A 23,404-nucleotide genomic window follows, 5' to 3' on the forward strand; every position below is an offset into this window, starting at 1 on the left:
GCGGAGGCCTCAAGTGGCCGCGAGCCGTACCGATCGCGTGTTCGACAGCCATCCGAGCCGACGGCGTCTCGCGGCGGACCGTGCCGCGGATTCGACCGGGGTGAGCGCCGCGTGAGCGACGATCCGACGGTCCTCGTGATCGGCGGCGGCGCGACGGGGACGGGGATCGCCCGCGACCTCGCGATCCGCGGCGTCGACGCCGCGCTCGTCGACCGCGGCGGGCTCGGCGGCGGCACCTCCGGGCGCTCGCACGGCCTCCTCCACAGCGGGGCCCGGTACGCGGAGGCCGACGCCGAGGGCGCCCGCGAGTGTATCGAGGAGAACCGGACGCTCCGGTCGATCGCCGGGGCCTGTATCCGCGACACCGGCGGCCTGTTCGTCCGCCTCGCCGGCGACGACCCGGACTATCTGGAAGAGAAAATCGCCGCCTGCGAGGAGATCGGCATCGAGACCGAGCGGCTGGACGGCGACGCCGCCCGCGAGGCGGTGCCGGGGCTCGCGGACGAGGTCGAGGAGGCGTTCCGCGTCCCCGACGGCGTCATCTACCCGTCGCGGCTGGTGGCCGCAAACGCGGCCGACGCCGAGCGCCACGGGGCGACCGTCCACCCGCACGCGCCCGTCGAGGACGTGACGGTCAGCGACGGCGGGGTCGACTCGGTCCGCGTCGGCGGCGCGGTCGACGCGACCCTCTCGCCCGAGGTCGTCGTCAACGCCACCGGCGCGTGGGCGGACTCGATCGCGGAGATGGCCGGCGTCGAGGTCGGGATGGCGCCGAGCCGCGGCGTGATGGTCTCGGTGGAGTACGACGGGGTCGGCCCGGTGTTGAACCGGTGTCGCGACCCCGACGACGGCGACATCGTCGTGCCCCACGACGGCGAGGTCGTGCTGGGGACGACGAGCGTGCCCGTCTCCGACCCGGACGACTACGAGACCGCCGACTGGGAGATCGAGCGCTCCGTCGAGGAGTGCGCCGCGATGCTCCCCGCGGTCGCCGACGCGCCGACCGTTCGGACCTGGTGGGGCGTCCGCCCCCTCTACGCGCCCGACGAGGCGGGCTCTGACCGCCGCGGGATCTCCCGCGGGTTCACGCTGCTCGACCACGAGCGCGACGGCGCCGCCGGCCTCTACAGCGTCGTGGGCGGGAAGCTGACCACCTACCGGCAGATGGCCGAGACGACCGCCGACCGCGTCTGCGAGCGGCTCGGGGTCGACGCCGCCTGCGAGACCGCCGGCGAACCGCTCGCGCACGCCGACGACCCCGAGCGGCTGGACGAGCTGGTCGCCGAGTACGGCGGCGCGAACCCGACCGACGCCGACGTGGTCGGCGCGCCGACGGACGACTGAGCCGAGCGCTACGCGCGGGTCGCCGCCGGGACGCGGCGCGGGTTCGAGGCTGAACCACGGGGTTGAGGCCCCGTCGGCGAGACCGATCGGTATGCCAGTCGCGACGGTCGGCGAGACGGCGACCAACGAGGTAACGGTGACCGAGGAGACGATCGAGGCGTTCGCGGAGCTCTCGGGCGACGAGAACCCCATCCACCTCGACGACGAGTACGCCGCCGAGACGATGTTCGGCGGCCGCGTCGCGCACGGGATGCTCTCGGCAGCGGTCGTCTCCGGCGCGCTCGCGGGGCTCTCCGGCGACATCGTCTACCTCTCGCAGGAGCTGTCCTTCGAGAAGCCGGTGTTCCCCGGCGAGACGGTCGCGGCGAGCGTCAGCGTCATCGACGACCTCGGCGGCGACCGGCTCGCGGTCGAGACGACCGCGACCGTCCCCGAGCGCGACGAGCGCGTCCTCTCTGGGGAGGCGGTGGTGCTGTCGGTGCCGCACGGCGACGAGTAGCGAGCCGCCGCCGCACCCGGCAGGTCGGTTACCCCTGCCACCGGAGCACGGTCGCCGACCAGGTGTAGCCGGTGCCGGCCGCGAGCAGGCAGACGAGGTCGCCCGGTTCGAGCCGGCCCGTCTCGACGCCGGCCTCCAGCGCGAGCGCCTGGTCGACGCTCTGGACGTGGCCGTACTCGTCGAGGTAGTAGCCGTCGCTCGCGGGGTCGAGCCCGAGTTCGTCGAGGACGCGCTCGTGGAACGACCGCTTCATGTGCGTCAGCGCGACGTAATCGAGGTCGCCGCGCTCGAAGCCCGACCGCTCCAGGGCTTCGTCGGCGACCGAGAGGTACGCCGGCAGCGACACCGGCCCCAGCCGCTCCTTCATCCCCTCGGGGTCGGGCACGTCGAGGGTGTGGAGCCCCTCGCGGACGGTCTCCTCGCTCGGCGGGCGCTTCGACCCGCCCGCCGGCATCACCACGTCGTCGGCGAACGAGCCGTCGGTCTCGGCCGCGCTGGCGTGAACCGTCGCTCGGGCGCGACCGTCGAACGGGTCGCCGTCGGCCGCCGGTTCGGAGTTCTCGTCGTCGGCCGCCTCGACGACGAGCGCGCTCGCGCCGCTGCCGAAGTTGAACATGAATGAGCTGTCCTCGTTGCCGTAGTCGACGAGGTCCTCCTCGCGGCTGGCGGCGACGAGCAGCGCGGTCTCCATCGGTTCCGTCTCCAGCTGCGCGGTCACCTGTCGGAGCGCGATCGGCGCCCCCGCACAGAGCGTGTAGCTCTCGGTGGCGTAGGCGTTCGTCGCGCCGATCCGGTCGGTGATCGCCGCCGCCGCCGACCAGACGACGTGGTCCTTGTACTCCGAGCCGTGGTAGACGACGACGTCGAGGTCGGTCGGGTCAACGCCCGCGTCCGCCAGCGCGGCCTCGGCCGCCTTCACCGACATGTCGGTCGCGTGGTCGCCGTCCGGCGGACAGACGCGCTTCTCGCGGACGCCCATCTTCTCGACGACGACCTCCTCCGGGATGCCGCTCTCGGCGGCGATCGCTTCGCCGGTAACGGTCTCGTCGGGGACGTACGTCCCGAGTCCGGTGATCCCGACCGTCATGGTCCGCCTCGGTGCCGCGTTCGGTCCGTCTCGTCGCGCTCCGTCCGGTCCGTTCCGTCGTGTCGCGTGGGTTCGATCATGTGTCGTGTGAGAGTCGCGGGCGGTCGCGGCGAGCGCGCGCGGTCGGCGCGTGCCGCGGCGTCCGCGGAGCCGCGGGCCCGCGACGCTACCGGAGGTAGCGCCGCAGGTGGTCCGGGAGCCGCTTCCCGACGGTGCCGCCGAGCCGGTCGCGCAGGGTGCCGAGGATGCCGTTCGGGACGAACAGCACGAACAGCACGAAGACGATCCCGAGGTACAGCGGGGCGCGCCCGTCGACCGCGGTGTTGACGAACAGCTCTAAGCTGACCCCGAAGAGGTCGGCCTGGAGGACGCTCTCCGGGAGCCCCTCGCGGAGCAGCGTCGCGATCCCGCCGCTCTCGGTCGAGAGGACGTCCTCTAACCCCTGGTTGAACAGGGTCCCGTACACCGGGCCGGCGAGGGTGCCGAACCCGCCGACGATGGTCGTGATCAGCGCGTCGGCGGTGACGAGGAAGTAGAAGGTCCCGTCGGGCGCGACCGACCGCGAGTAGGCGGCGAAGATCCCGCCCGCGACGGCCCCGAAGAATCCGCTGACCGCGAACGCGGCCAGCTTGAACCGGTAGGTCGCGTAGCCGACGGCGCGGGCCCGCTCCTCGTTCTCGCGGATCGCGATCATCACGCGCCCGAACGGCGAGTGGAGGATCCGCTGCATCGCGAAGTAGCAGGCGACGACGACGATCCCGAGCGCGTAGTACGAGACCACCGTCGCCGAGAGGTCGAGGCCGAGCCCGAGCAGGTTCTCGAAGCTCTCACCCGTGAGCCGCCCCACGTCGAGGCTCAGCGCGTCGACGTACGGGACGCCGATCGCGAGCGCGTCGCCGCTCACCGTCGCGCCCTCGGTCGGGTTCGTCGAGACGTACCCCCACGAGCGGATCAGCTCGTAGATCACCTGCGCGAACCCGAGCGTGATCATCGCGAAGTAGACGCCCGTGAGCCGGAACGACACCGACCCGATGACGAGCGCGAGCAGGCCGGCCAGCACGGCGCCCAAGAGGAGGGTGAACATGAACGGTGTCCCGCTGGGGATGCCCGGTACCTGCCCGTTCGCGGCGAGGACGACGAAGTACGCTCCCGTGCCGTAGAAGGCCGCGTGGCCGAACGAGAGGTAGCCGGTGTAGCCGCTGACGAAGTCGAAGCTCATCGCGAACAGCCCCATGTACAGCACCACGACCATGAACGTGATCGCGGGGAGGAACGCCTCGGCGAACGGGGCCGCCGGCGTCGCGAGCAGCGCCTCGTAGGCCAGCGGGTACAGCAGGAAGCCGACGATCACGGCCGCGTGAACGGCGTGGTCCCGCAGGTACGCGCGGAGGCCGCCGGTCGCGGTCGACGGCGGGATCGGGTCCGCCTCGTCGACCGGCGCGTCCGATTCTGTCGGTGAGTTCGCGTCGACGGGCGCGTCCGACTCGGTCGGCGCGTCCGCGTCGGCGGAGGGATCGGGGTCGCTAATGGCCCCCCACCTCCTCGACGCCGTAGAGCCCCTGCGGGCGGATGATCAGCATCACCACGAGCAGGAGGAAGATGGTCACCTCGGAGAGGCCGGGGAAGGTGACGATCCCGGTGGTGAACAGCCACGTCGTCACCGAGTCGGCGACGCCGACGATGCCCGCGGCGACGAGCGTCCCGGTAAAGCTCCCCAGCCCGCCGATGATGACGACGACGAACGCGTACAGCAGCACGTCGATGCTCAGGAGGACGCTGGGGCCCCAGATCGGGTCCCACATCAGCAGCACGCCGCCGACCGCGGCGAGCCCGGTGCCGACGCCGAACACGACGGTGAACGCCTGCCGCACGTCGATGCCGAGCGCCTGGACCATCTCGGTGTCCTCGCTGCCGGCGCGGATGTAGAGGCCGTACAGCGTCTTCGTCAGGAACGCCCACACCGCGACCGCGACGACCGCGCCGATCGCGATCTCGAAGAGGTACAGCCGCCTGACCCCGACGCCGAACAGCTGGGTCCGGCCCAAGAGCACGTCCGGGGCGGTGGCCATCGGCGCCTGCCACTGCGGGTCCGGTTGGATCCCGCGGAGCGTCAGGACGATCCGGGCGACCTCCTCGATGATGAGCGAGACGCCGAAGGTCAACAGGATCTGGTAGGTGGGCGTGCGGTCGTAGATCGGTCGGATCAGCGCGACCTCCATCGCGCTGCCGGCGGCGGTCGTGACCGCGAACACCAGCGCCAGCGCGACGAAGAAGACGAGTATCGTCGCGAGCGTCCCGGTGTTCGCGCCGACGACCAAGACGAGCACGAGGCCGCCGAGGTAGGCGCCGACCATCGCGACCGCGCCGTGCGCGAAGTTGAGGACGCCCATCAGCCCGAAGACGAGGGTCAGCCCGACCGCGATGGTGAAGTACACCGCGCCCTTGCCGATCCCCTCCGCGAGCACGCGGGCGGCCGTCTGAAGCCCGTCGACCGCGCCCCCCGTCGCGAGCAGCGCGCCCGGATCGAGCAGCGGCGCGAACTGCGAGAGGGCCGCCGCGAGCGTTCCGAGCGTCATGCGGTGAGGTACCTCCGGATTCGCTCGTCGTCGCTCGTGACGCCGGCGGTCTCGCCCTCCTCGACGACGACGCCGTGGTCGACGAGGTAGAATCGGTCGGCCAGGTCCATCGCCAGCCGAAAGTTCTGCTCGACTAAGACCATCGTCGTGTCCGCGGAGGCCGCGCGGAGCGCCTCGACCACGTCCTCGACGATCTGGGGCGCGAGCCCCTCGCTCGGCTCGTCGACGAGCAGCAGGTCGTTGTCGCCGACCATGCCGCGGGCGATGGCGAGCATCTGCTGTTGCCCGCCGCTGAGGTCGCCCGCCTCCTTGTCGGCGAAGCGGTCGAGCGCCGGGAACAGCTCGTAGGCCTCCTCGATCCGGGCGCCCGGGTCGGCCGCCGAGTGCGCGGCGACGCGGAGGTTCTCCTCGACCGTGAGATGCGAGAAGACGCGTCGCTCCTCCGGGACCCAGCCCATCCCGCGGGCGGCGATCTCGTGGGGTTCCATCCCCGTCACGTCCGTCCCGCCGAACCGGACCGTCCCCTCGCGGGGCGGCGTCAGCCCGAGCGCGGTGCGGAGCGTCGTCGTCTTCCCGACGCCGTTGCGCCCGACCAGCGCGACGATCTCGCCCTCCTCGACCGACAGCGAGAGCCCCTGGAGGATGTGGCTCTCGCCGTAGTACGTGTGGACGCCGTCGAGTTCGAGGGCCGTCACCGGGGCTCACCCCCGGCGCTCGCGCGGCGACCGCCGTCGGCCGCCGCGTCGCCGTCGCGGTCGGCGGCGCCGTCGCCCTCCTCGGTGCCGTCGCCGGTCCCCGCCGCTGTCGCCGAGTTATCTTCGGAACCTTCGCGACCGTACCCGCCGAGGTACGCCTCCTGGACGGCCGGGTCGCCGCGCACGTCCTCGGGCGGGCCGTCGGCGATGAGCTCGCCGCGGTGGAGGACGGCGATCCGGTCGGAGATGTCCATCACCACCTCCATGTTGTGTTCGATGAGCATCACCGAGTGGTCCTCCGCCACGTCCTCGATCAGCGCGACGACCTCGTCGACGCCCTCGCTCGACACGCCGGCGGTCGGCTCGTCGAGCAGCAGGAGGTCGGGGTCGCCGGCGAGCGCGACGCCGATCTCGAGGCTGCGCTTCTCGCCGTGGCTCAGGTTCTCCGTGACGGTCTCCGCCTCCGCCGCGAGCCCGATCCGTTCGAGGATCGCGGTCGCCTCGGCGTAGTGCTCCTCGAAGTCGGCCACGTTGCGCCACAGCTTCCAGGAGTCGTTCCCCCGGCTCGCCTGCGCGGCGACGCGGACGTTCTCCAACACCGTCAGCGTCGGGAACAGGTTCGTGATCTGGTACGACCGGTGGATCCCCGCGAGCGCCGTCTCGTCCGGCGAGGCCGCGGTGATGTCGAGCGCCGAACCGCTCCCGTCCGTCCCCGCGGTGCCCGCGCCGCCGCCCGCCGGGTCGAAGCGGATGCGTCCGTCGGAGGGCTCCAGCACGCCCGTGAGCAGGTTGAAGAACGTCGTCTTCCCCGCGCCGTTCGGGCCGATGATCGAGCAGAGCTCGCCGGCCTCTAACGCGAAGTCGACGCCGTCGACGGCGGTGATGCCGCCGAAGCGCTTCGTGAGCCCCTCGGTCTCCAGCAGCATTACAGCGAGCAGCTGGCGTCCGATTCGGGAACCATCACGTCCTCGGCGTCGAGGCGTTCGAGCGGCTCGCCCGGCATGATGGGCGCGCCCCAGGTGTCGGCGTACTCGTCGCTGGTCGGGACCGGCCACGCGACCGTCATCTGCGAGGCCGCCTGGTTGTTGTGCTCCTGGAACGTGTACCCGTTCTCGCCCTTCGGCGTGTCCGTGACGGTCATCCCGCGCAGCGCGTCGGCGATGTCGGCGCCGTCCGCGGAGCCGGCCTCCGAGACGGCCTGCGAGAGCGCCGAGGCCGCGGTGAAGGTGCCGGAGCTGAACAGGTCGGGGACGATGCCGTACGCGTCGACGTGCATCTGCCGGAACTCCTCGTTGATCGGGTTCTCGTACTGGTTCCAGTGGTACCGGCTGGTGAACGGGCCGAGCCCGGCGTCCTTGATGTCCTGCGCGGTGAAGTCCTCGCCGAGCGCCGACTCGATGGTGCCGCCGATGAGCTGCGTCGTCAGCAGGGCCGCGAACCCGCCGAACACCTGGACGTCGTAGGAGATGGCCGAGGTGAGGAACTGCGGCAGCGTCGACGCCGTGAAGCCGCCGACGACGCCCGACGCGCCGTCCGAGACCGCCTGCTCGAAGAGGCCGTCGAACTCGGAGTAGCCGACCTCGACGAACCGCGGCTCCAGCACGTCGACCCCCTGGTTCTCTAAGACCTGGGTGTAGTTGCTCGCGACGCTCTGTCCGAACGCGTTGTCGGACGCGAACACGGCGACCGTGTCGATGTCGAAGTTCTCCGCGACGTAGGTCCCGCCCGCCCGCGCGTCCATCGCGGTGTGCTCGCTCGCGCGGAACGCGAGCGGGTGGCAGAACTCGTCGCTCACCGTGATGCCGGCGTCGGCCGCGGGGCCGATCAGGTAGGGCACGTCCGTCTCGTCGACGACGGTGTTGATGATCCGGCGCGCGCTGTCGGAGGAGGTCCCCCCGAACAGGATGTCGACCTCCTCGTCCAAGACGAGGTCCGTCGCGACGCTCTGGGCCGTGTCCGGGCTGAACTGCGTGTCCTCGACGATGATCTCGTAGGTCGGGCCGCCGTCGGGCTCGACCGTGTACGTCCCCGGCGTCGCCTCCTGGATCGGGTCGAGGTCGTGTTTGTACGCCAGCCCGGAGTAGAACCCGCGGAGGCTGATCTGCCCGTAGTACTGGAGGTCGCTCGAGGTCGGCTGGAGCGCCCCGATCCGGACCGTCTCGTCGGAGAGGTCGGCGCCGCCGGAGCCGTCCCCGCCGTCGGAGCCGTCGGAACCGTCCCCGCCGCTGCCGCCGGAGCCGTCGCCGCCGTCCGACCCGTCGCCGCCGTCTCCGCCCCCGGAACAGCCGGCCAGTCCGGTCAGTCCCGCCGCGCCGACCGCGGCGCCGGTTCCTCGCAGGTACGACCGCCGTGTGTGTTCGTCTCGCATACACTATCCGAGGACGACCACCATCATCAAGGGCCGAGTTAAGATGTTAACAGTCCGCTCGGATTCGGCGGAATACGCCGGAAACGGGGCTGAAACCGAGGTTTCCGAACGGCGCGCCGTGCGATCGGTCCCCGCCGATCCCCCGCGTCGACGGGTCGCTTCGGCGGCTACTCCAGTCGGTCGAGCGCGGCGACGACGCTGCGGAGCAGCTTCTTCTCGCCGCGGCGCATGTTCTTCGAGACGGCCGCGGTCGAGACGTCGAACTCGTCGGCGAGCGTCGACAGCGTCGCCTCGCGCGGCGACTCGAAGTACCCGGCGTCGGCGGCCGACTCGATGGTCTCGCGCTCGACGTCGGTCAGGTCCCGGCACGCCTCCAGCATCGTCGAGGCCGCGTTCGCGTTCCGCATCGTGTCGAACAGCGCCTCCATCGAGAGCTCCGAGCGGTCCTCCACGACGAACTCGTTGCCCTTCTCTAAGTCGTGGAGCGCCGCCTCCGTCGTCGCCTCGTCGTCGAAGCCGACCTGCCACTGCTCGGAGCCGTCCTCGATGAGGAAGGGGCCGGTGATGTAGCCGCCGTGGTCGGTGATCGTCGACATCGCGTTCGTCTCCTCGATGACGGTCCGGATGATCGCGGTCCCGTCCTCCTTCGAGAACAGGCGGTACTCGGCCATGTTCTCGTGGTCGCGGAGCGCCGAGAGCCCCTCGCCGAGCTCGTAGCGGTCCGGCGACTCGACGAGCAGCCGCGTCTCCAGCTGCTCCGCCGCCGTGTCCAACTGCCAGTGCATGGCCGAGAAGGAGACGTCGTGGTCGGCGGAGGTGTCGATGAACGGGCAGTCGAACTGCTCCATATCCATCGTGACGTCGAGCATGCCCCGTCCTTATCCCCTGCGTATATAATGGTTGTTCCTGTGGGTTACGGCGCCGTCAGCCACCGAACCGCTCTTTCAGCGCCGCGCGGTCGATCTTCGAGGGCCCCGAGGTCGGCATCTCATCGACGAAGGCCAGCTCCTTCGGCACCGCGTACCGGGCGACCCGCGAGGCGAGGTGCGACTCCACGTCGCCGAGCGTGAGCGACTCGTCGCCGACGAGGATCGCCTTCCCGACCGTCCCCCACCGGTCGCTCGGGACGCCGATCACGACCGCCTCCTCGATCCCCGGGTGATCGGTGAGCGCGTCCTCGACGCGGGGCGGGTAGACGTTCTCGCCGCCGGAGACGAACATGTTCTTCTTGCGCCCCTCGATGTGGTAGTAGCCGTCCTCGTCGACGCGCGCGAGGTCGCCGGTCGACACCCAGTCGCCGAACGTCTCGGCCGTCTCCGCCGGCTCGTTCCAGTAGCGGTCGGCCGCGGCCGGGCCCGCCAGTTCGAGTTCCCCGACCGTCCCGTCGGGGACGGGCCCGTCCTCGTCGACGACGCGCGCGTCGACCGCGAGCGCCGGCACGCCCACGCTGGCGGTCTTCTCCTGCGGGAACCCGTCGGGCATCGCGAAGTTGTTCGGCCCGCACTCGGTGAGCCCGTACCCCTGCGATATCTCGACGCCGCGGTCGCGCCACGCCGCGATGACGCTCTCCCGACAGGGCCCGCCGCCGCTCTTCACGAAGCGGAGCGAGGAGAGGTCGGTGTCCTCGAACTCGTCGTGGCGGGCCATCATCCGCAACACGGCCGGCACCGCGACCAGCGTCGTCGCCGACTCGCGCTCCACGTCCCGCAGCACGCGGCCGGGGTCAACCTCCGGACTCAGCAGGATGCGCCCGCCCATCTGGAAGAAGGGGACGGTAAGGACGTTCCACCCGCCGGTGTGGAACATCGGGAACACCATCGGCGTCACGTCGTCCTCGCGGAGCCCCCACGCCGTGATCGTGTTGAACGCGTTCCAGCGCATCGCGCCGTGGCTGATCACCGTCTCCTTCGGCGTCCCGGTCGAGCCGCCGGTGTGCAAGAAGAGGTGCGGGTCCGCGAGCGACACGTCCGCGGTCTCGACCGGCGACCCGTCCGCGGGCAGGTCCCGCGTGTACGACCGCCACGCGTCGTCGCCGTCGGTCGGGATCGACCTGACGGCCGGCTCGACGTCGGCGCGCTCCAAGGCGTCGATGACGTCGCCCTCGAACGGGGTCTCCACGAGGAGGAGTTCGGGGTCGACCGTCCCCAACACCGCCGAGAGGTCGCGCTCCGCGAGCCGGTGCGAGAGCGGCGCGAGGACGGCGCCGGTCTTGCCGGTCGCGAAGAACAGGTCGACCAGCTCGACGCGGTTCCGCGAGACGACGGCGACGCGGTCACCCGCCTCGACGCCGACCCCGCGGAGGAACCGGGCGGTGCGGTTGGCGCGCTCGTCCAGTTCGGCGTACGTGTACTCGGCGTTGGCGGCCGTGTCGGTGACCGCAACGCGGTCCGGCGAGAGCCGCGCGCGCCGCGCCGACAGGGAGCCGACCCACTCGTACGCCCGGTCGCCGTGCGGGTGCGGTCGCGGGTCGCCGCCGCCCCCTGCCGCGCGGTCGTCGCCCTGCGGGTCGTCTCCGGTCGCCATCTCAGGCGACCCCGCCGAGGAAGGACCGGACTCGCTCGTTGACGCGCTCGCGCTCCTCGACGAAGAAGAGGTGCGGGCCGCCCTCGAACCGCTCGACCTCGGCGTGCGGGATCAGCTCCGCCAGGAGGTCGGCGTTCTCGACCGGGAGGACGCGGTCCGCGGTCCCGTGGAGGACGAGCGTCGGCACGGACAGGTCGCCGAGCCGGTCGCTCGCGTCGAACGCCGCCACCGCGGCCGCCTGCGCCTCCCGGCCCGTCGGCGTCGCGTCGCCCGCGAGCCGCCAGTCGACGATCCGGTCGACGAGTTCGGGCTCGCGCTCGTAGAACCCGTCCGAGACGGCCGGCTCCATCAGGTAGCGGACCCGCTCGCGAGGGTCGGTGTCCTCGGGCGCCGAGAAGATGTGCTCTTGAACCGCCGGCGGCGTCGGGGTCGCCTCGTCGCCGCCGGGCGACGTACACAGCAGCGTCAGCGACGCGACCCGGTCGTCGGCGAGCGCCAGCTCCTGCGCGATCATCCCGCCCATCGACGCGCCGCAGACGTGGGCCGCGTCGACGCCGCGGTCGTCGAGGACCGCGGCCGCGTCGGCCGCCATCTCGGCGACCGTGTACGGCCCCTCGGGCACGTCGGAGTCCCCGGTGCCGCGGTTGTCCGGACGGAGCACCTCGTAGTCGTCCGCCAACGCCTCGGCGAGCCACCGCCACATCCACCGGCCGTACCCGAGGCCCTCTAAGAGTAGCACGGTCGGTCCGTCGGGGTCCCCGTCGACGGCGTAGTCGATCGCCACGCCGTCCCGTGTCACGCTTGGCATAGCAGGAACGACCACGGGGTCCTTCATCAATCCGGGCGTTAACGTTTCAACCACCCCCGCCGAAGCGGGCGTTTTTCGCCGATTCGCCGCTGTCTCGGGACCCCCGAAGCGCGCGGGCACACACTCAAGTCGGTCGGGGATGACCGCCCCGCATGGATACCGCCAACTTCCTCTTCGTCTCGGCCGACGCGGCGCTGATAACCGACCTGGCTTGGCAGGTCCACCGCGAGGGCCACGGCGTGAAGTACTACGTCGAAGCCGAGAGCGACCGCGAGATCGGCGACGGGTTCGTCCCGAAGACGGACGACTGGCGCGCGGACGTGGAGTGGGCGGACGTCGTCGTCTTCGACGACATCTGGGTCGGTTCCGACGTCGGCACGGGCGAACTGGCCGCGGACCTCCGCGAGCGCGGGAAGGCCGTCGTCGGCGGGACGCCGAACACCGACCGCCTCGAAGAGGACCGCGGCTACGCGATGGAGGTCCTCGAAGAGAACGGCGTGAACACCGTCGAGCACCACGTCTTCGACAGCTTCGACGCGGGGATACGGCACGTCCGGGAGCATCCCGCCCCGTACGTGATCAAACCGCTCGGCGAGGTCCAGAACGTCAAGCGCCTGCTGTACGTCGGGAGCGAGGACGACGGGAGCGACGTCGTGGACGTGTTGACGGCGTACAAGAAGGCGTGGGGGCACCGGATGAAGGGGTTCCAGCTCCAGCGGAAGGTCGAGGGCGTCGAAGTCGCGATCTGCGGGTTCTTCGACGGGAGCGAGTTCATCGACCGGGTCAACTTCAACTTCGAGCACAAGAAGCTGTTCCCCGGCAACATCGGCCCCTCGACCGGGGAGATGGGTACCTCCATGTTCTGGGCGGGACAGAACCGACTCTTCGAGGAGACCATCGGGAAGATGGAGGGGTGGCTCGCCGACGAGGGGTACGTCGGGAGCATCGACATCAACTGCATCGTCAACGAGACCGGCATCTACCCGCTGGAGTTCACGCCGCGGTTCGGGTACCCGACCATCGCGCTTCAGGAGGAATCGATCGAGTCGTCCACCGGGGAGTTCTTCTACGATCTCGCGCACGGCGACGAGCCGGAGGTAGCGGTTCACAACGGGTACCAGATCGCCGTGCGAGTCGTCCTCCCGCCGTTCCCGTTCGACGACGAGAAGACGTACGACGAGAACTCGCGGAACGCGGCCGTCGTCTTCCAGACCGACGACCGCGAGGGGATCCACTTAGAGGACACGAAGCGGGTCGACGGCCAGTGGCGCGTCGCCGGCGAGAGCGGGATGCCCATCGTCGTCACCGGGAAAGGCGAGACGATGGGGGCGGCGCGCGAGCAGGCGTACGGCCGGATCGAGGACATCGTGATGCCGAACCTGTACTACCGCGACGACATCGGCGAGCGCTGGATCGACGGCGACGGCGACCGCCTCCAGGCGTGGGGGTACCTCGGACCGTGAGCCTCGAACGGCGCCGGACTCGCTGACACCGATCGCCGGTCCGACGGTCCGGCGGCGGCCCTCGCCCTCCACGACTTTTTAACGGTCCGGACCACTACACGGGATATGCCGAAGTATTCGACGGGCGGCGGCGGCGGCGGCGACGACGGCGACGCGTGCGAGCTCTGCGGCCGCGAGACCGCGGACCTCCGGAAGGCGACGGTCGCCGGCGCGAAGCTGCTCGTGTGTTCGAACTGCCGCCCCCACGACGACGCCGGGAACGCGCCCAGCGGCGGGTCCCGCGGCGGGAGCGCCGGCGGTAGCCCCGGGGGCGCCGGCGGCGGATCCGGCTCGGGCGCGACCGAGAGCCGGAAGAAGGAGCTCGCCCGCAAGCAGGCGAAGATGTACGACTCCGCCGCCGGCGACTCGAAGCGCTGGGAGGAGGAGGGGACGAGCTACGAGGCCGACCGCCTCCCGTACCTTGTCTCCGGCTACGGCGACGTGGTCACCGAGGCGCGGCAGGACGCCGGGCTGACCGTCGAGGAGGTCGCCGCCGAGCTGGAGGTCGACGAGGACGACCTGCTCGCGGTCGAGGACGGGCGCGCCGCGACCGCCAACGTGGGCGGGTCGGTCGTGCGGGCGCTCGAAGAGCGGTTCGGGATCGACGTCGTCGACGAGTGACCCGCGCCGTCTCCCCCGTCGCCGGGTCGACCCCGCGGACCGCGCGGGACACGAGGGGACGGGCATGAAGGCCATCAAGGACAGCGTCCACGGCCACGTCAGGCTCGGCGACCTCGCGACCGACCTCGTGGACACGCCGGCGTTCCAGCGGCTGCGACACATCAAACAGCTGTCCACGGTCCGGCTCGTCTACCCCTCCGCGAACCACACGCGGTTCGAGCACAGCCTCGGCGTCTACCACCTCGCGCGCCGCGCGGTCGAGGGCTTCGACCTCGACGCCGACACCGCGGCGCACGTCCGCGCGGCGGCGCTGCTCCACGACGTGGGGCACGGGCCGTACGGCCACCAGACCGAGGGGATCATCCGGCGCGCGACCGGCCGCGACCACGACGACGTCGCGTGGCTCCTCACCGACGGTGACCGCGAGGTGTGTCAGGTCCTCGAACGGAACGGGCTCGACCCCGAGCGCGTCGCCGCGCTGATCGACGGCGAGGGCGCGCTCGGACCCCTCGTCTCCGGAGAGCTCGACGTGGACCGGATGGACTACCTCGTGCGCGACGCCCACCACACCGGCGTCCCGTACGGCACCGTCGACACGGGCCGGCTCGTCACCGAACTCCGGCTGATCGGCGGCGACGGCCCCGGCGAGTCCGCCGACCTCGTCTTGGCCGAGGGGAACGTCGCCACCGCCGAGAGCCTGCTCGTCGCGCGGTCGCTGATGAACGCCGTCGTCTACCGCCACCACGTCTCCCGGGTCGCCGGCGCGATGCTGGAGCGCGCCTGCGAGCGCTACCTCGACCGCACGGGGACCGAGGTGGAGGCGTTCCGCGAGATGGCCGACCACGACCTCCTCGTCGAGCTCCGTGACCGGGTGCCGGCGCTCGGCGAGCGCATCGAGCGCCGCGACCTCTACAAGCGCGCGGTCTGGTCCGGGATCGACGAGGTCCCAGCGGGGACGGTCGACGCCGGCCGCGCCGAGGAGCGGGCGGCCGAGCGCGAGATCGCCGACGCCGTCGGGATCGACCGCGACGCGGTGATCGTCGACATCCCCTCGCGGCCGGCCCTCAAGGAGTCCGGCTCCGCCGTCGTCGTCGACGGCGTCCCGCAGCGGCTGGAGGACGCCTCCGAGCTCGTCGCCGGGCTCCGCGCCGCCGAGCGCCGCCGCTGGACGCTCGGCGTCTACTGCCCGGCCGAGCGCGTCGAGCCGGTCGCCGACGCGGCGCGGGACGTGCTCGGACTCCGGGCCGCCGGGCGGCCCTCCGCCTGACCGCCGGGCGCGGGGCGGCCGGGGCGCCCGACCGACGGCGCCCGCCGCGGCCTCACTCCCCGCCCGACCCGGGGACCGCCAACACCGGCCGGTCCGCGTTCAACACCAGCGCCTGCGTCGTGCTGCCGAACACGGCCTTCCCGGCCGGGCTCCGCTTCCGGCCCGACACGCAGATGAGGTCGGCGTCGACGTCGTCCGCGGCCGCGAGGAGCTCCTCGCTCGGGTCGCCGCTGGCCTCGTAGTGGACGCAGTTGACGCCGGCGTCTTCGAGGATCTCTCGGGCGCGTCGCACGGTCCCGAGCTGGTGGACCGAGGCGCCCTCCGGGTTGTCCTGGAAGACGTGACAGAGGTGTGCGGTCACCTCGTCGGGGGCGCCCGGCAGCCCGACGATGGCTTCGGCCTGTGCGCGCGTCCGCTGCTCGTCGTCGAGTCCGACCGCGACTAACACGTCGTACATACGCGACGGTTCGTGCGGTCGGGTAATAAATCGCGCCACGGATTCGCGGCCACCGAAAGCGGGTCGCGGCGAGGGCGAGACCGCGTCGCGGAGACTCACAGCCTTTTATCGGAAGCCGCCGAAGGCGAACGCATGATCACGGTCAAGGACACCGTCCACGACCACATCGAGATCGACGGTGTCGCCGCGGACCTCGTCGACACGCCCGCAGTCCAGCGGCTCCGACACGTCAAACAGCTCGGGACGGTCCAGCTCGTCTACCCCTCCGCGAACCACACGCGGTTCGAGCACAGCCTCGGCGTCTACCACCTCGCGAGCCGCGCGCTCGACCACCTCGGGATCGAGGGGACCCGCGCCGACCGTATCGAGGCGGCGGCGATGCTCCACGACGTGGGGCACGGGCCGTTCAGCCACAACCTCGAGTCGCTCACGCACCGCCGGACCGGGAAGTACCACGACGACGTCGACGAGCTGCTCGCGACGGGCGCGGTCGGCGACGTGCTGCGCGACCACGACCTCGACCCGGACCGGATCGCCGGGATCGTCGCCGGCGAGGGGCCGTACGCCGGGCTCGTCTCCGGGGAGCTCGACGTGGACCGCATGGACTACCTCGTGCGCGACGCCTACCACACCGGCGTCCCGTACGGCACCATCGACACCGAGCGGTTCGTCCGCGAGCTGACGTTCGTCGGGCGCGACGAGATCGCCGACGACGGGGAGGCCGACCGCGAGGGGCCGGAGCTCGTCTTGGACGAGGGGAACGTCCAGACCGCCGAGAGCCTGCTTTTGGCCCGCGCGCTGATGAACCCGGTCGTCTACACCCACCACGTCGCGCGCATCTCGAAGGCGATGCTGCGCCGCGCAGCGAGCGAACTGCTCGACGCGACCGCGACGACGGCCGCCGAGCTGCGCCGGATGGACGACCACGACTTCCTCGCCGCGATCCGCGACTGCCGCGCGACCGCCGAGCTCTCCCGCCGCTACGACGAGCGCGACCTCTACAAGCTGGCGGTGTGGGCCGAGTACGACGACGTCCCCGACCGCGTCCACGAGGCGGACCACGCCGCGGAGACCGCCCTCGAACGAGAGATCGCCGCCGAGGCGGGCGTCGCCCGCGACCACGTGATCCTCGACGTGCCCCCGGAGCCGACGATGCGCGAGTCCACCGCGCGCGTCACCGTCAACGGGGAGATCCGACGCCTCGAACGCCAGTCGCCGCTCGTCTCCGCGCTCCGGACCGCGCAGCGCAACCAGTGGCGCCTCGGCGTGTACGCCCCCGAGCCGGCGACCGACCGCGTCGGCCGCGCGGCCGCGGACGTGCTCGGCCTCGACCCCGACGGGCTCGTGACCGAGGTGCGCGGCGCGATGCCGACGACGCTCGACGAGTTCGAGTGAGGTTTATCCGCCCGCCGGGCGACGAGCCGCCGTGACCGACGCGCACCGCGAGAACCGCCGGCTCTGGAACGAGTGGAGCGACGCGTTTCAGGCGCTGTGGAACGCCGAGACCGACACCTATCCGCCGCCGGTCCCGACGCCGTTCGACCCGGACGGGCACGCGGCGACCGGTCCCGAGTTCCCGCCGTCGGCCGAGGGCGAGGCGGTCGTCGAGCTGGGCTGCGGCGGCGGGCAGGGGAGCGTCGGCACGGCGCTCGCGGGCGCCGAACGGGTCGTCGGCGTCGACATCTCGGAGGACCAGCTCCGCCACGCGCGCCGCCTCCGGGACCACTACGGCGCCGACGCGCGCTTCGTTCAGGGCGACGTGACCCGCGCGCCGCTCGCGAGCGACGCGTTCGACCTGGCCTTCTCGGAGGCGGCGTTCCAGCTGGTGGCGGACGTAGAGGCCGCGGTGCGCGAGGCGCGCCGCGTCCTCCGGCCGGGAGGGACGTTCTACCTGGCCGTGATGCACCCGTTCCGAGAGCTGATCGACCCGGACGACGGCGCGCCGCGCCGCGGCTACCACGCGCCGCCGCGCCGCGAGATCGAGATCGACGAGTCGTACGACGCGGACCTGGTCGCGTTCGACCGCACCGTCTCCGACCTCCACCGCGCCCTCACGGACGCGGGGTTCGTCGTCGAGCGACTGGTCGAACCGGAGCCCGAGGGCGGCGAGACGACGAGCGAGGGCGACGCCGCGGCGGCCGCCGAGCCGCGGGCGCTCCTCCCCGACACGCTCGGGTTCTGGGCGCGGCTCGACGCGCGGTGACCGCCCCTGAACCCGCACCCGTGACGTTTTAACTTCGGGCTGGCGAGCCACCGGTATGTACCTGGAGGGGACGGTCCTGGTCGGTCGCGACTTCGAGCCGGTCGAGGGTCGGGTCGTCGTCGCGGACGGCGAGATCGTCCGGGTCGAGGAGGCGTCGGTCGAGAGCGACCGGGTGATCCTCCCGGCGTTCGTGAACGCCCACACCCACGTCGGCGACTCGATCGCCAAGGAGGCGGGCGAGGGCCTCTCGCTCGACGAGCTGGTCGCGCCGCCGGACGGGCTGAAACACCGGCTCCTCCGTGCGGCCGACCGCGAGCAGAAGGTCGCCGCGATGGCGCGCACGCTGCGGTACATGGAGGCGACGGGAACCGGGACTTTCCTGGAGTTCCGCGAGGGCGGCGTCGAGGGCGTGCGCGCGCTCCGCGACGCGGTCGCGGGCGAGGGGGTCCCGTTCGGCGAGCGCGCGATCGACCCGGTCGTCTTCGGCCGCGACGACCCCGACGTGCTCTCCGTCGCCGACGGGTACGGCGCTTCGGGCGCCCGTGACGCCGACTTCGACGCGGTCCGGGCGGCGGCGCGCGACGCCGGCAAGCCCTTCGGGATCCACGCCGGCGAGCGCGACGCCGACGACGTCAACCCCGCGATGGACCTCGACCCCGACTTCCTCGTCCACATGGTCCACGCCGAACCGATCCACCTCGAACGCCTCGCCGACCGCGGGACCCCGGTCGTCGTCTGCCCGCGCTCGAACCTCGTGACGAACGTCGGCGTGCCGCCGATCCGCGAGCTGGCGGAGCGGACGACCGTCGCGCTCGGCACCGACAACGTGATGACCGACTCGCCGTCGATGTTCCGCGAGATGGAGTTCGCGGCGAAGCTCGCCGACCTCCCCGCCCGCGAGGTGCTGCGGATGGCGACGGTCAACGGCGCCGAGATAGCCGGGCTGAACCGCGGCGTAGTCGAGCCCGGCGCCGACGCCGACCTGCTCGTGCTCGACGGCGACTCCGACAACCTCGCCGGCGCGCGCGACCTCGTCCGCGCGGTCGTCAGGCGCGCCGGACAGGCCGACGTCTCGCGGGTCGTGATCGGCGGCGAGACGGTCGTCCCGCGCGGGGACTGAGTCGCCCGCCCGGGCGACGTCCGCGCGACGCTTTTTTCCGCCGCCCTCCCTCGCCGCTTTCCTCGGCCGCCTTCCCCCGCCGCTTTCCGCCGCAGCCTTCCCCCGCCGACGGAGTGAAACCGCTCCCGCCCGTGACCTCTCCTATGACGACCCTCTCACTGCTCGCCGGCCTCGCGCTCGGGCCGGTAGTCGGACTCGCCGCGACGCTCGCGATGGACCCGGTGATGGCGCGGCTCCCCGAGGGGACGACGGCGCCGAAGGTCGCCGCAAGCGTCCTCACCGACACGCCCGTCGACGACGCCCCCGAGCGCTTGGCGACGTGGGTCCACTACGTCGCCGGGGCCGGTTCGGGGCTGCTGTTCGTCGGCCTCGTCTCGGCGGTACAGTCCGTGCTCGGCGCCGGCGTCGCGGTCGCGCTGGCGGTCGCGGCCGTCGTACAGTTCGCGCTGATGGTCGGCTTCTTCGCGCTCGTCCCGCTCCCCCGCGCCTCGGGGCTCCCGCGCCAGCGGCTCGGCCCGATCCGGCGCGACTGGGCCGCTTCCGCGGCGGCGTACGTCCTCGTCGCCGCCGTCGCCGTCGGCGTCGCGACCGCGGTCTGACGCCGCGTCGACGCCGGGCCCGCGCCGGTCCCGCCGAGCGCCGCGCGCCCGGAGAGAAACGGTTTTGTCGCTGGCTCCGGCCCGATCCGGTATGCACGCCATCACTCGATCCGGCTGGATCGAGGTCATCTCCGGGTCGATGTTCTCGGGCAAGACCGAGGAGCTGCTCCGCCGGCTCCGGCGCTCCGAGATCGCCGGGCAGTCGGTCGCCGTCTACACGCCCGCGGTCGACGACCGCTACGGCGAGGCGACGATCGGCAGCCACACGGGCCGCCAGTGGGAGGCGACCGTCGTCGACAACGAGGGCGACGGTCCCCTCGACATCCTCGACGACGACCCGGCCGAGGTCGTCGCGATCGACGAGGCGAACTTCTTCTCGGACGCGCTCGTCGAGGTCTGTAACGCGCTCGCGGACCGCGGCAGCCGCGTGATCGTCTCCGGCACCGACCAGACGTTCCGCGGCGAGCCGTTCGACCCGCTCCCGCAGCTCATGGCGACCGCCGAGTACGTCGACAAGCTCCAAGCGATCTGCTCGGTCTGCGGCGAGCCCGCCTCCCGGAACCAGCGGCTCATCGAGGGCGAGCCCGCCCACGTCGACGACCCGACGATCCTCGTCGGCGCCGAGGAGTCCTACGAGGCGCGGTGTCGCGACTGCCACGTGCTGCTGACCGGCGACCGACCCGAGGAGGAGCGGCCGTTCGAGAGCGCCGAGGCCGACTCCGCGAACGACTGAGCCCGGTCCCGGCCCCAGCGTCCGACGACGCAGCCCGCCGCCTCACTCCGGGCGTTTCGCCCGCCGGTAGGCCCAGAGGTGCCCGTCGCCGCCCGGCAGGTCGATCGGTCGGTACGTCCGGATCAGCGCCGTCCCGTCGGCGAGCGCCAGCCGCTCGTCGTTCACCGGGGCCCCGGCGTCGACGACGCGCTCGATCCGCGCGACGAACTCCCCCGGGTCGGCGAACTCCCCGCTCAGGTCGGCGGCGAGTTCCCGGCAGTCGAGCCCGGTGGCGTCCTCCGGGTCGCCGTCGAGGCCGAACAGGTCGAAGAGCCGCTGGTTCACGCGAATCACCCGCCTGTCGGCGTCCTCGACGAGCATCCCCACGGGGAGCGCGTCGAGGGCGGTCGACAGCACGGCGTTCGTCCGTTCGATCTCGCGTTTGCGCGCCGTCTCTTCGGTCACGTCCTCGAACTGCGAGAACACGCCGATCACCGCCCCGTCGGCGTCGGTCACCACTTGGTTGTGCCACGCGCAGCGGATCCGCTCGCCGTCGCCGCGGACGTTCTCGTTGACGCTCTGGTACCCGCCCTTGTCCGAGAGGAGGTCGCGTTCGAGCGCGGCGACGTGTCGGCGCTCGGACGCGGGCACGAACGGGAGCCACGTCCCGCCGAGGAGCTCCGACTCGTCGTAGCCGAGGATCTCCTCCGCGGCGGGGTTCGCCCGAACGATCCGGAAGTCGGCGTCGTACTCGATCGTCCCCAGCGGCGACTGGTCGATGAACCGCGAGAGCCGCTCTTCGCTCTCGGCGAGCGCGACCCGAGACCGGTGCTGGTCGACCGCGTTGCGGACCCGGTTGGCCAGCACCTCGTACTGGTCGTTCCCGCCGCGCTTCTGGATGTAGTCCGTCGCGCCGGCCGAGATGGCCTCGCTCGCTATCTCCTCGCTCCCCTTCCCGGTGAACAGCACGAAGGGGATCTCGATCCCGCGGTCGCGGACCCGCTGGAGGAGTTCCAGGCCGTCGGCCTGCGGCATGTCGTAGTCGGAGACGACGCAGTCGATCGCCTCGTCGTCGAGCGTCTCCAAGGCGTCGTCCACGTCGGTCTCGGAGGTCACCGCGAACGCCTCGTCGATCCGTTCGAGGTAGGTCGCGGTCAGGTCGAGGTAGGCCGGGTCGTCGTCGACGTGGAGCACGCGGAGGCTCGACGCGTCCGCCGACCGGGCGTCCGAGGAGGGCCTCGACATGACAACTCATACCGCGACCGGTCAAATATACGTTCGGGTCGACCGGCGCGCGCCGCCGGCGGGCTACCGGCTCACGCCTCGTCCGCGTCGCCGCCGTTCGCGTCGTCGCCCGCGTCGCCACCGTCCGCACCGTCGTCCTCCGCGGTCGCGAGGCGGAACAGCCCCACGAGCGCGCCGGCCGCCACCAGCGTTCCCTCGACCTTCGCGGCCGCGTACACCCACTCGCGCGGCTCCGCCTCGCCGGCGTTCCGGTAGAGCGCGCGCGTCCAGAGCGCGACGGCGCGCCGCGGGGCGACGGCTTCGAGCAGTCCGCCGATTCCGGCCACCAACAGCAGTAGCGCTTTCATACCGCCCCTTCGACGCCGGTCCTGAAAAGCGGACCGGGGGACCGGCCCGTCCGGTGTGTCCCGGCCGATCAGTCGCCGGTCACCCGTTCGGCCGCGTCGAGGTAGCGACGGCAGGTCGCGGCCGCCCACTCGCGGACCGCGGGGTCGTCCGTCCACAGCAGGGCGGCGACCCCCGCGTCGTCGACCAGTCCGACGACGGCGCGGTCGTCGCCGAGCGCCACCGCCACCGGCGAGTCGCCGTCGTGGCGGTACGCGTCGACGCCGCGGTCGGCGAGCGCGCGCCGGACCATCGGCCCCGTCGCTCCGGCGAGGCGGTCGGCCGCGGCGCCGGTGAACACGACGCGGGCCTCTCGCGGCGCGACCGCGTCGGGTTCGGTGTCGGTCGCCCCGTCGGCTCCGTCGCCTCCCGCCGCCAGCGCCGCGTTCAGCCGACGGGCGAGGTCGGCCTCGAACCGCGGGACGACGGCGACGACGCTTTCGGACTCGCCGACGAGGTCGGCCAGTCGCCCGGCGGGGATCTCGGGGTCGCCGCTGACCGCGCCGTCGCCCGGCGATCCGCTCTCGGGCGCCTCGTCGTCCGCCGATGCGCGCCCGCGTTCGAGGAGGTCGACCCGCTCGTCGAGGCGCTCGGGGTCGGCGTCGACGGCGCGTGCCACGAGCGACCGGAGGACGGCCGCGGCCGACGCGGAGTCATCGTCGCTCACGCGTCCGGATCGCCCGCGGCCGCGGAGTTCCCCGCGGCGTCGTCTGCGCCGGCTGAGTCGTGTTCGTCTCCCGGCCATCGGGCGGGCGCGTCGGGTCGCGGCGGATACGACTGCCGGCCGCCGGTCGACTTCCGCGCCAGCAGCCGCGCCGTCGCGCGGCGGCGGTCGCCGGGGCGGCGGTCGCCGGGGCGCTCCGTCGTCGTTTCGTCGTAGTAGCGCACGCTCAGTCCGAGCCCGGCGCGGAGCAGCTCGTTCGCCGCGAAGCGGTAGCGGTCGTCGCTCGGCCCCGACGGCGACGGCTCCGCCGAGCGGAGGTGGCCCTCGACGAAGAGGTACCCGCCGGGCGAGAGCGACGCGACGAGGTCGGCGAAGCGGTCGAGGGTGTGGAAGTAGCTCATCGTGACGAGGTCGTACGCTTCCTCCGGGAGTTCGTGCGTCGTCGCGTCCGCCGCTATCGTCTCGATCCGGTCGGCGACGCCGCGTTCGGCGGCGCGCTCGCGGACGATCCGGAGCCCCTCCGCCGAGGCGTCCAGCGCGTCGACGTCGTAGCCGCGGTCCGCGAGGAACACCGCGTTGCGGCCGGTGCCGGCGGCGACGTCGAGCGCGCGACCGTCGGGCAGCGACGGCTCGTAGGCGCGTAGCACGGGGGACGGCTCCGGCGCGCGAGGGTACTCCCCCGACGCGAAGCGCTCGTCCCAGTCGGTGTCGGTCACGGTCGCCGTTCGAC

Annotated in this window: 24 protein-coding genes; 10 read left to right on the forward strand and 14 right to left on the reverse strand. The window is 72.3% G+C overall.

Going from position 1 to position 23,404, the window contains the following annotated elements; all coding sequences use genetic code 11:
* The first annotated feature begins 111 nt into the window (after positions 1-111).
* Both DVK05_RS13510 and DVK05_RS13515 read left to right on the forward strand, forming a co-directional pair.
* Positions 112-1,344, forward strand: a complete 1,233-nt coding sequence (locus tag DVK05_RS13510) for an FAD-dependent oxidoreductase (protein WP_121564111.1) — start codon at positions 112-114, stop codon at positions 1,342-1,344.
* Positions 1,345-1,435: 91 nt separating this feature from the next.
* On the forward strand, positions 1,436-1,843 hold the full coding sequence (locus DVK05_RS13515; protein WP_121564113.1) for a MaoC family dehydratase: 408 nt from the start codon (positions 1,436-1,438) through the stop codon (positions 1,841-1,843).
* Between the two features lie 28 nt (positions 1,844-1,871).
* On the opposite strand, the gene DVK05_RS13520 is transcribed toward DVK05_RS13515, so the two are convergent.
* The 9 genes from DVK05_RS13520 to DVK05_RS13560 all read right to left on the reverse strand — a co-directional run bounded on the left by DVK05_RS13520 (position 1,872) and on the right by DVK05_RS13560 (position 11,900).
* Positions 1,872-2,930 (reverse strand): 3-oxoacyl-ACP synthase, encoded by a 1,059-nt coding sequence (locus tag DVK05_RS13520; RefSeq protein WP_121564115.1) that lies wholly within the window; start codon positions 2,928-2,930, stop codon positions 1,872-1,874.
* A gap of 166 nt (positions 2,931-3,096) precedes the next feature.
* Positions 3,097-4,281, reverse strand: coding sequence for a branched-chain amino acid ABC transporter permease (locus DVK05_RS13525; protein WP_121564117.1), 1,185 nt, complete (start codon positions 4,279-4,281; stop codon positions 3,097-3,099).
* A 172-nt stretch (positions 4,282-4,453) separates the two neighbouring features.
* Positions 4,454-5,506: a branched-chain amino acid ABC transporter permease gene (locus tag DVK05_RS13530; RefSeq protein ID WP_121564119.1), complete on the reverse strand. Its 1,053-nt coding sequence runs from the start codon at positions 5,504-5,506 to the stop codon at positions 4,454-4,456.
* Positions 5,503-6,201: an ABC transporter ATP-binding protein gene (locus tag DVK05_RS13535; RefSeq protein WP_121564121.1), complete on the reverse strand. Its 699-nt coding sequence runs from the start codon at positions 6,199-6,201 to the stop codon at positions 5,503-5,505. The genes DVK05_RS13530 and DVK05_RS13535 overlap by 4 nt, the downstream gene beginning before the upstream one ends.
* Complete coding sequence (locus DVK05_RS13540) at positions 6,198-7,127, reverse strand: ABC transporter ATP-binding protein (protein WP_121564123.1); 930 nt, start codon at positions 7,125-7,127, stop codon at positions 6,198-6,200. The genes DVK05_RS13535 and DVK05_RS13540 overlap by 4 nt, the downstream gene beginning before the upstream one ends.
* Positions 7,127-8,569 carry an ABC transporter substrate-binding protein gene (locus tag DVK05_RS13545; RefSeq protein ID WP_121564125.1) on the reverse strand — a complete coding sequence of 481 codons (1,443 nt, stop codon included), beginning with the start codon at positions 8,567-8,569 and terminating at the stop codon, positions 7,127-7,129. Before DVK05_RS13545 ends, DVK05_RS13540 begins: the two co-directional genes overlap by 1 nt.
* A 167-nt stretch (positions 8,570-8,736) precedes the next feature.
* A complete protein-coding gene (locus DVK05_RS13550) occupies positions 8,737-9,438 on the reverse strand; it encodes a helix-turn-helix domain-containing protein (protein ID WP_121564127.1) in 702 nt (233 codons plus the stop codon).
* Positions 9,439-9,493: 55 nt separating this feature from the next.
* Positions 9,494-11,092: an AMP-binding protein gene (locus DVK05_RS13555; protein WP_121564129.1), complete on the reverse strand. Its 1,599-nt coding sequence runs from the start codon at positions 11,090-11,092 to the stop codon at positions 9,494-9,496.
* Position 11,093: 1 nt separating this feature from the next.
* Positions 11,094-11,900, reverse strand: a complete 807-nt coding sequence (locus DVK05_RS13560; protein ID WP_199712334.1) for an alpha/beta fold hydrolase — start codon at positions 11,898-11,900, stop codon at positions 11,094-11,096.
* Between the two features lie 152 nt (positions 11,901-12,052).
* On the opposite strand from DVK05_RS13560, the gene DVK05_RS13565 reads away from it, so the two are divergent.
* From DVK05_RS13565 to DVK05_RS13575, 3 genes are all read left to right on the forward strand, one after another.
* A complete protein-coding gene (locus DVK05_RS13565) occupies positions 12,053-13,363 on the forward strand; it encodes a phosphoribosylamine--glycine ligase (protein WP_121564131.1) in 1,311 nt (436 codons plus the stop codon).
* A 105-nt stretch (positions 13,364-13,468) separates the two neighbouring features.
* Positions 13,469-14,023, forward strand: coding sequence for a transcriptional regulator (locus DVK05_RS13570; protein WP_121564133.1), 555 nt, complete (start codon positions 13,469-13,471; stop codon positions 14,021-14,023).
* Between the two features lie 64 nt (positions 14,024-14,087).
* The gene (locus tag DVK05_RS13575) at positions 14,088-15,290 is read left to right on the forward strand and encodes an HD domain-containing protein (RefSeq protein ID WP_121564135.1); all 1,203 of its coding nucleotides are present in this window, start codon (positions 14,088-14,090) and stop codon (positions 15,288-15,290) included.
* Positions 15,291-15,342: 52 nt separating this feature from the next.
* Here the strand turns inward: DVK05_RS13575 and DVK05_RS13580 are convergent, their stop codons facing one another.
* Positions 15,343-15,747, reverse strand: coding sequence for a universal stress protein (locus DVK05_RS13580; RefSeq protein WP_121564137.1), 405 nt, complete (start codon positions 15,745-15,747; stop codon positions 15,343-15,345).
* A 132-nt stretch (positions 15,748-15,879) separates the two neighbouring features.
* Between DVK05_RS13580 and DVK05_RS13585 the strand changes: the two genes are divergently transcribed.
* The 5 genes from DVK05_RS13585 to DVK05_RS13605 all read left to right on the forward strand — a co-directional run bounded on the left by DVK05_RS13585 (position 15,880) and on the right by DVK05_RS13605 (position 20,402).
* The gene (locus DVK05_RS13585; RefSeq protein ID WP_121564139.1) at positions 15,880-17,142 is read left to right on the forward strand and encodes an HD domain-containing protein; all 1,263 of its coding nucleotides are present in this window, start codon (positions 15,880-15,882) and stop codon (positions 17,140-17,142) included.
* A gap of 31 nt (positions 17,143-17,173) precedes the next feature.
* Positions 17,174-17,950 (forward strand): class I SAM-dependent methyltransferase, encoded by a 777-nt coding sequence (locus DVK05_RS13590; RefSeq protein WP_121564141.1) that lies wholly within the window; start codon positions 17,174-17,176, stop codon positions 17,948-17,950.
* A gap of 55 nt (positions 17,951-18,005) precedes the next feature.
* Positions 18,006-19,070, forward strand: coding sequence for an amidohydrolase family protein (locus tag DVK05_RS13595; RefSeq protein ID WP_121564143.1), 1,065 nt, complete (start codon positions 18,006-18,008; stop codon positions 19,068-19,070).
* Between the two features lie 143 nt (positions 19,071-19,213).
* Positions 19,214-19,669, forward strand: coding sequence for a hypothetical protein (locus DVK05_RS13600; RefSeq protein ID WP_121564145.1), 456 nt, complete (start codon positions 19,214-19,216; stop codon positions 19,667-19,669).
* Positions 19,670-19,760: 91 nt separating this feature from the next.
* Entirely contained in the window at positions 19,761-20,402 is a 642-nt protein-coding gene (locus DVK05_RS13605) for a thymidine kinase (RefSeq protein WP_121564147.1), read from the forward strand.
* 42 nt (positions 20,403-20,444) lie between these two features.
* Here the strand turns inward: DVK05_RS13605 and DVK05_RS13610 are convergent, their stop codons facing one another.
* The 4 genes from DVK05_RS13610 to DVK05_RS13625 form a co-directional block, all read right to left on the reverse strand.
* Entirely contained in the window at positions 20,445-21,626 is a 1,182-nt protein-coding gene (locus DVK05_RS13610; RefSeq protein ID WP_121564149.1) for a PAS domain S-box protein, read from the reverse strand.
* A gap of 71 nt (positions 21,627-21,697) precedes the next feature.
* A complete protein-coding gene (locus tag DVK05_RS13615) occupies positions 21,698-21,973 on the reverse strand; it encodes a hypothetical protein (RefSeq protein WP_121564151.1) in 276 nt (91 codons plus the stop codon).
* A 68-nt stretch (positions 21,974-22,041) separates the two neighbouring features.
* On the reverse strand, positions 22,042-22,677 hold the full coding sequence (locus DVK05_RS13620; protein ID WP_121564153.1) for a hypothetical protein: 636 nt from the start codon (positions 22,675-22,677) through the stop codon (positions 22,042-22,044).
* A complete protein-coding gene (locus DVK05_RS13625) occupies positions 22,674-23,390 on the reverse strand; it encodes a bifunctional 2-polyprenyl-6-hydroxyphenol methylase/3-demethylubiquinol 3-O-methyltransferase UbiG (RefSeq protein ID WP_121564155.1) in 717 nt (238 codons plus the stop codon). The genes DVK05_RS13620 and DVK05_RS13625 overlap by 4 nt, the downstream gene beginning before the upstream one ends.
* Positions 23,391-23,404 lie beyond the last annotated feature (14 nt).

Origin of the sequence: Halorubrum sp. Atlit-8R (assembly GCF_003666025.1) — an archaeon.
Lineage (GTDB): Archaea > Halobacteriota > Halobacteria > Halobacteriales > Haloferacaceae > Halorubrum > Halorubrum salinarum.

What these genes read in the sequence shown, in the direction of transcription:
- DVK05_RS13540 (WP_121564123.1), bottom strand. Translation starts at nt 7,127, where the DNA reads ATGCTGCTGGAGACCGAGGGGCTCACGAAGCGCTTCGGCGGCATCACC.
- DVK05_RS13565 (WP_121564131.1), top strand. Translation starts at nt 12,053, where the DNA reads ATGGATACCGCCAACTTCCTCTTCGTCTCGGCCGACGCGGCGCTGATA.
- DVK05_RS13545 (WP_121564125.1), bottom strand. Translation starts at nt 8,569, where the DNA reads ATGCGAGACGAACACACACGGCGGTCGTACCTGCGAGGAACCGGCGCC.
- DVK05_RS13600 (WP_121564145.1), top strand. Translation starts at nt 19,214, where the DNA reads ATGACGACCCTCTCACTGCTCGCCGGCCTCGCGCTCGGGCCGGTAGTC.
- DVK05_RS13610 (WP_121564149.1), bottom strand. Translation starts at nt 21,626, where the DNA reads ATGTCGAGGCCCTCCTCGGACGCCCGGTCGGCGGACGCGTCGAGCCTC.
- DVK05_RS13550 (WP_121564127.1), bottom strand. Translation starts at nt 9,438, where the DNA reads ATGCTCGACGTCACGATGGATATGGAGCAGTTCGACTGCCCGTTCATC.
- DVK05_RS13605 (WP_121564147.1), top strand. Translation starts at nt 19,761, where the DNA reads ATGCACGCCATCACTCGATCCGGCTGGATCGAGGTCATCTCCGGGTCG.
- DVK05_RS13585 (WP_121564139.1), top strand. Translation starts at nt 15,880, where the DNA reads ATGATCACGGTCAAGGACACCGTCCACGACCACATCGAGATCGACGGT.
- DVK05_RS13520 (WP_121564115.1), bottom strand. Translation starts at nt 2,930, where the DNA reads ATGACGGTCGGGATCACCGGACTCGGGACGTACGTCCCCGACGAGACC.
- DVK05_RS13555 (WP_121564129.1), bottom strand. Translation starts at nt 11,092, where the DNA reads ATGGCGACCGGAGACGACCCGCAGGGCGACGACCGCGCGGCAGGGGGC.
- DVK05_RS13570 (WP_121564133.1), top strand. Translation starts at nt 13,469, where the DNA reads ATGCCGAAGTATTCGACGGGCGGCGGCGGCGGCGGCGACGACGGCGAC.
- DVK05_RS13595 (WP_121564143.1), top strand. Translation starts at nt 18,006, where the DNA reads ATGTACCTGGAGGGGACGGTCCTGGTCGGTCGCGACTTCGAGCCGGTC.
- DVK05_RS13515 (WP_121564113.1), top strand. Translation starts at nt 1,436, where the DNA reads ATGCCAGTCGCGACGGTCGGCGAGACGGCGACCAACGAGGTAACGGTG.
- DVK05_RS13530 (WP_121564119.1), bottom strand. Translation starts at nt 5,506, where the DNA reads ATGACGCTCGGAACGCTCGCGGCGGCCCTCTCGCAGTTCGCGCCGCTG.
- DVK05_RS13580 (WP_121564137.1), bottom strand. Translation starts at nt 15,747, where the DNA reads ATGTACGACGTGTTAGTCGCGGTCGGACTCGACGACGAGCAGCGGACG.
- DVK05_RS13560 (WP_199712334.1), bottom strand. Translation starts at nt 11,900, where the DNA reads ATGCCAAGCGTGACACGGGACGGCGTGGCGATCGACTACGCCGTCGAC.
- DVK05_RS13615 (WP_121564151.1), bottom strand. Translation starts at nt 21,973, where the DNA reads ATGAAAGCGCTACTGCTGTTGGTGGCCGGAATCGGCGGACTGCTCGAA.
- DVK05_RS13575 (WP_121564135.1), top strand. Translation starts at nt 14,088, where the DNA reads ATGAAGGCCATCAAGGACAGCGTCCACGGCCACGTCAGGCTCGGCGAC.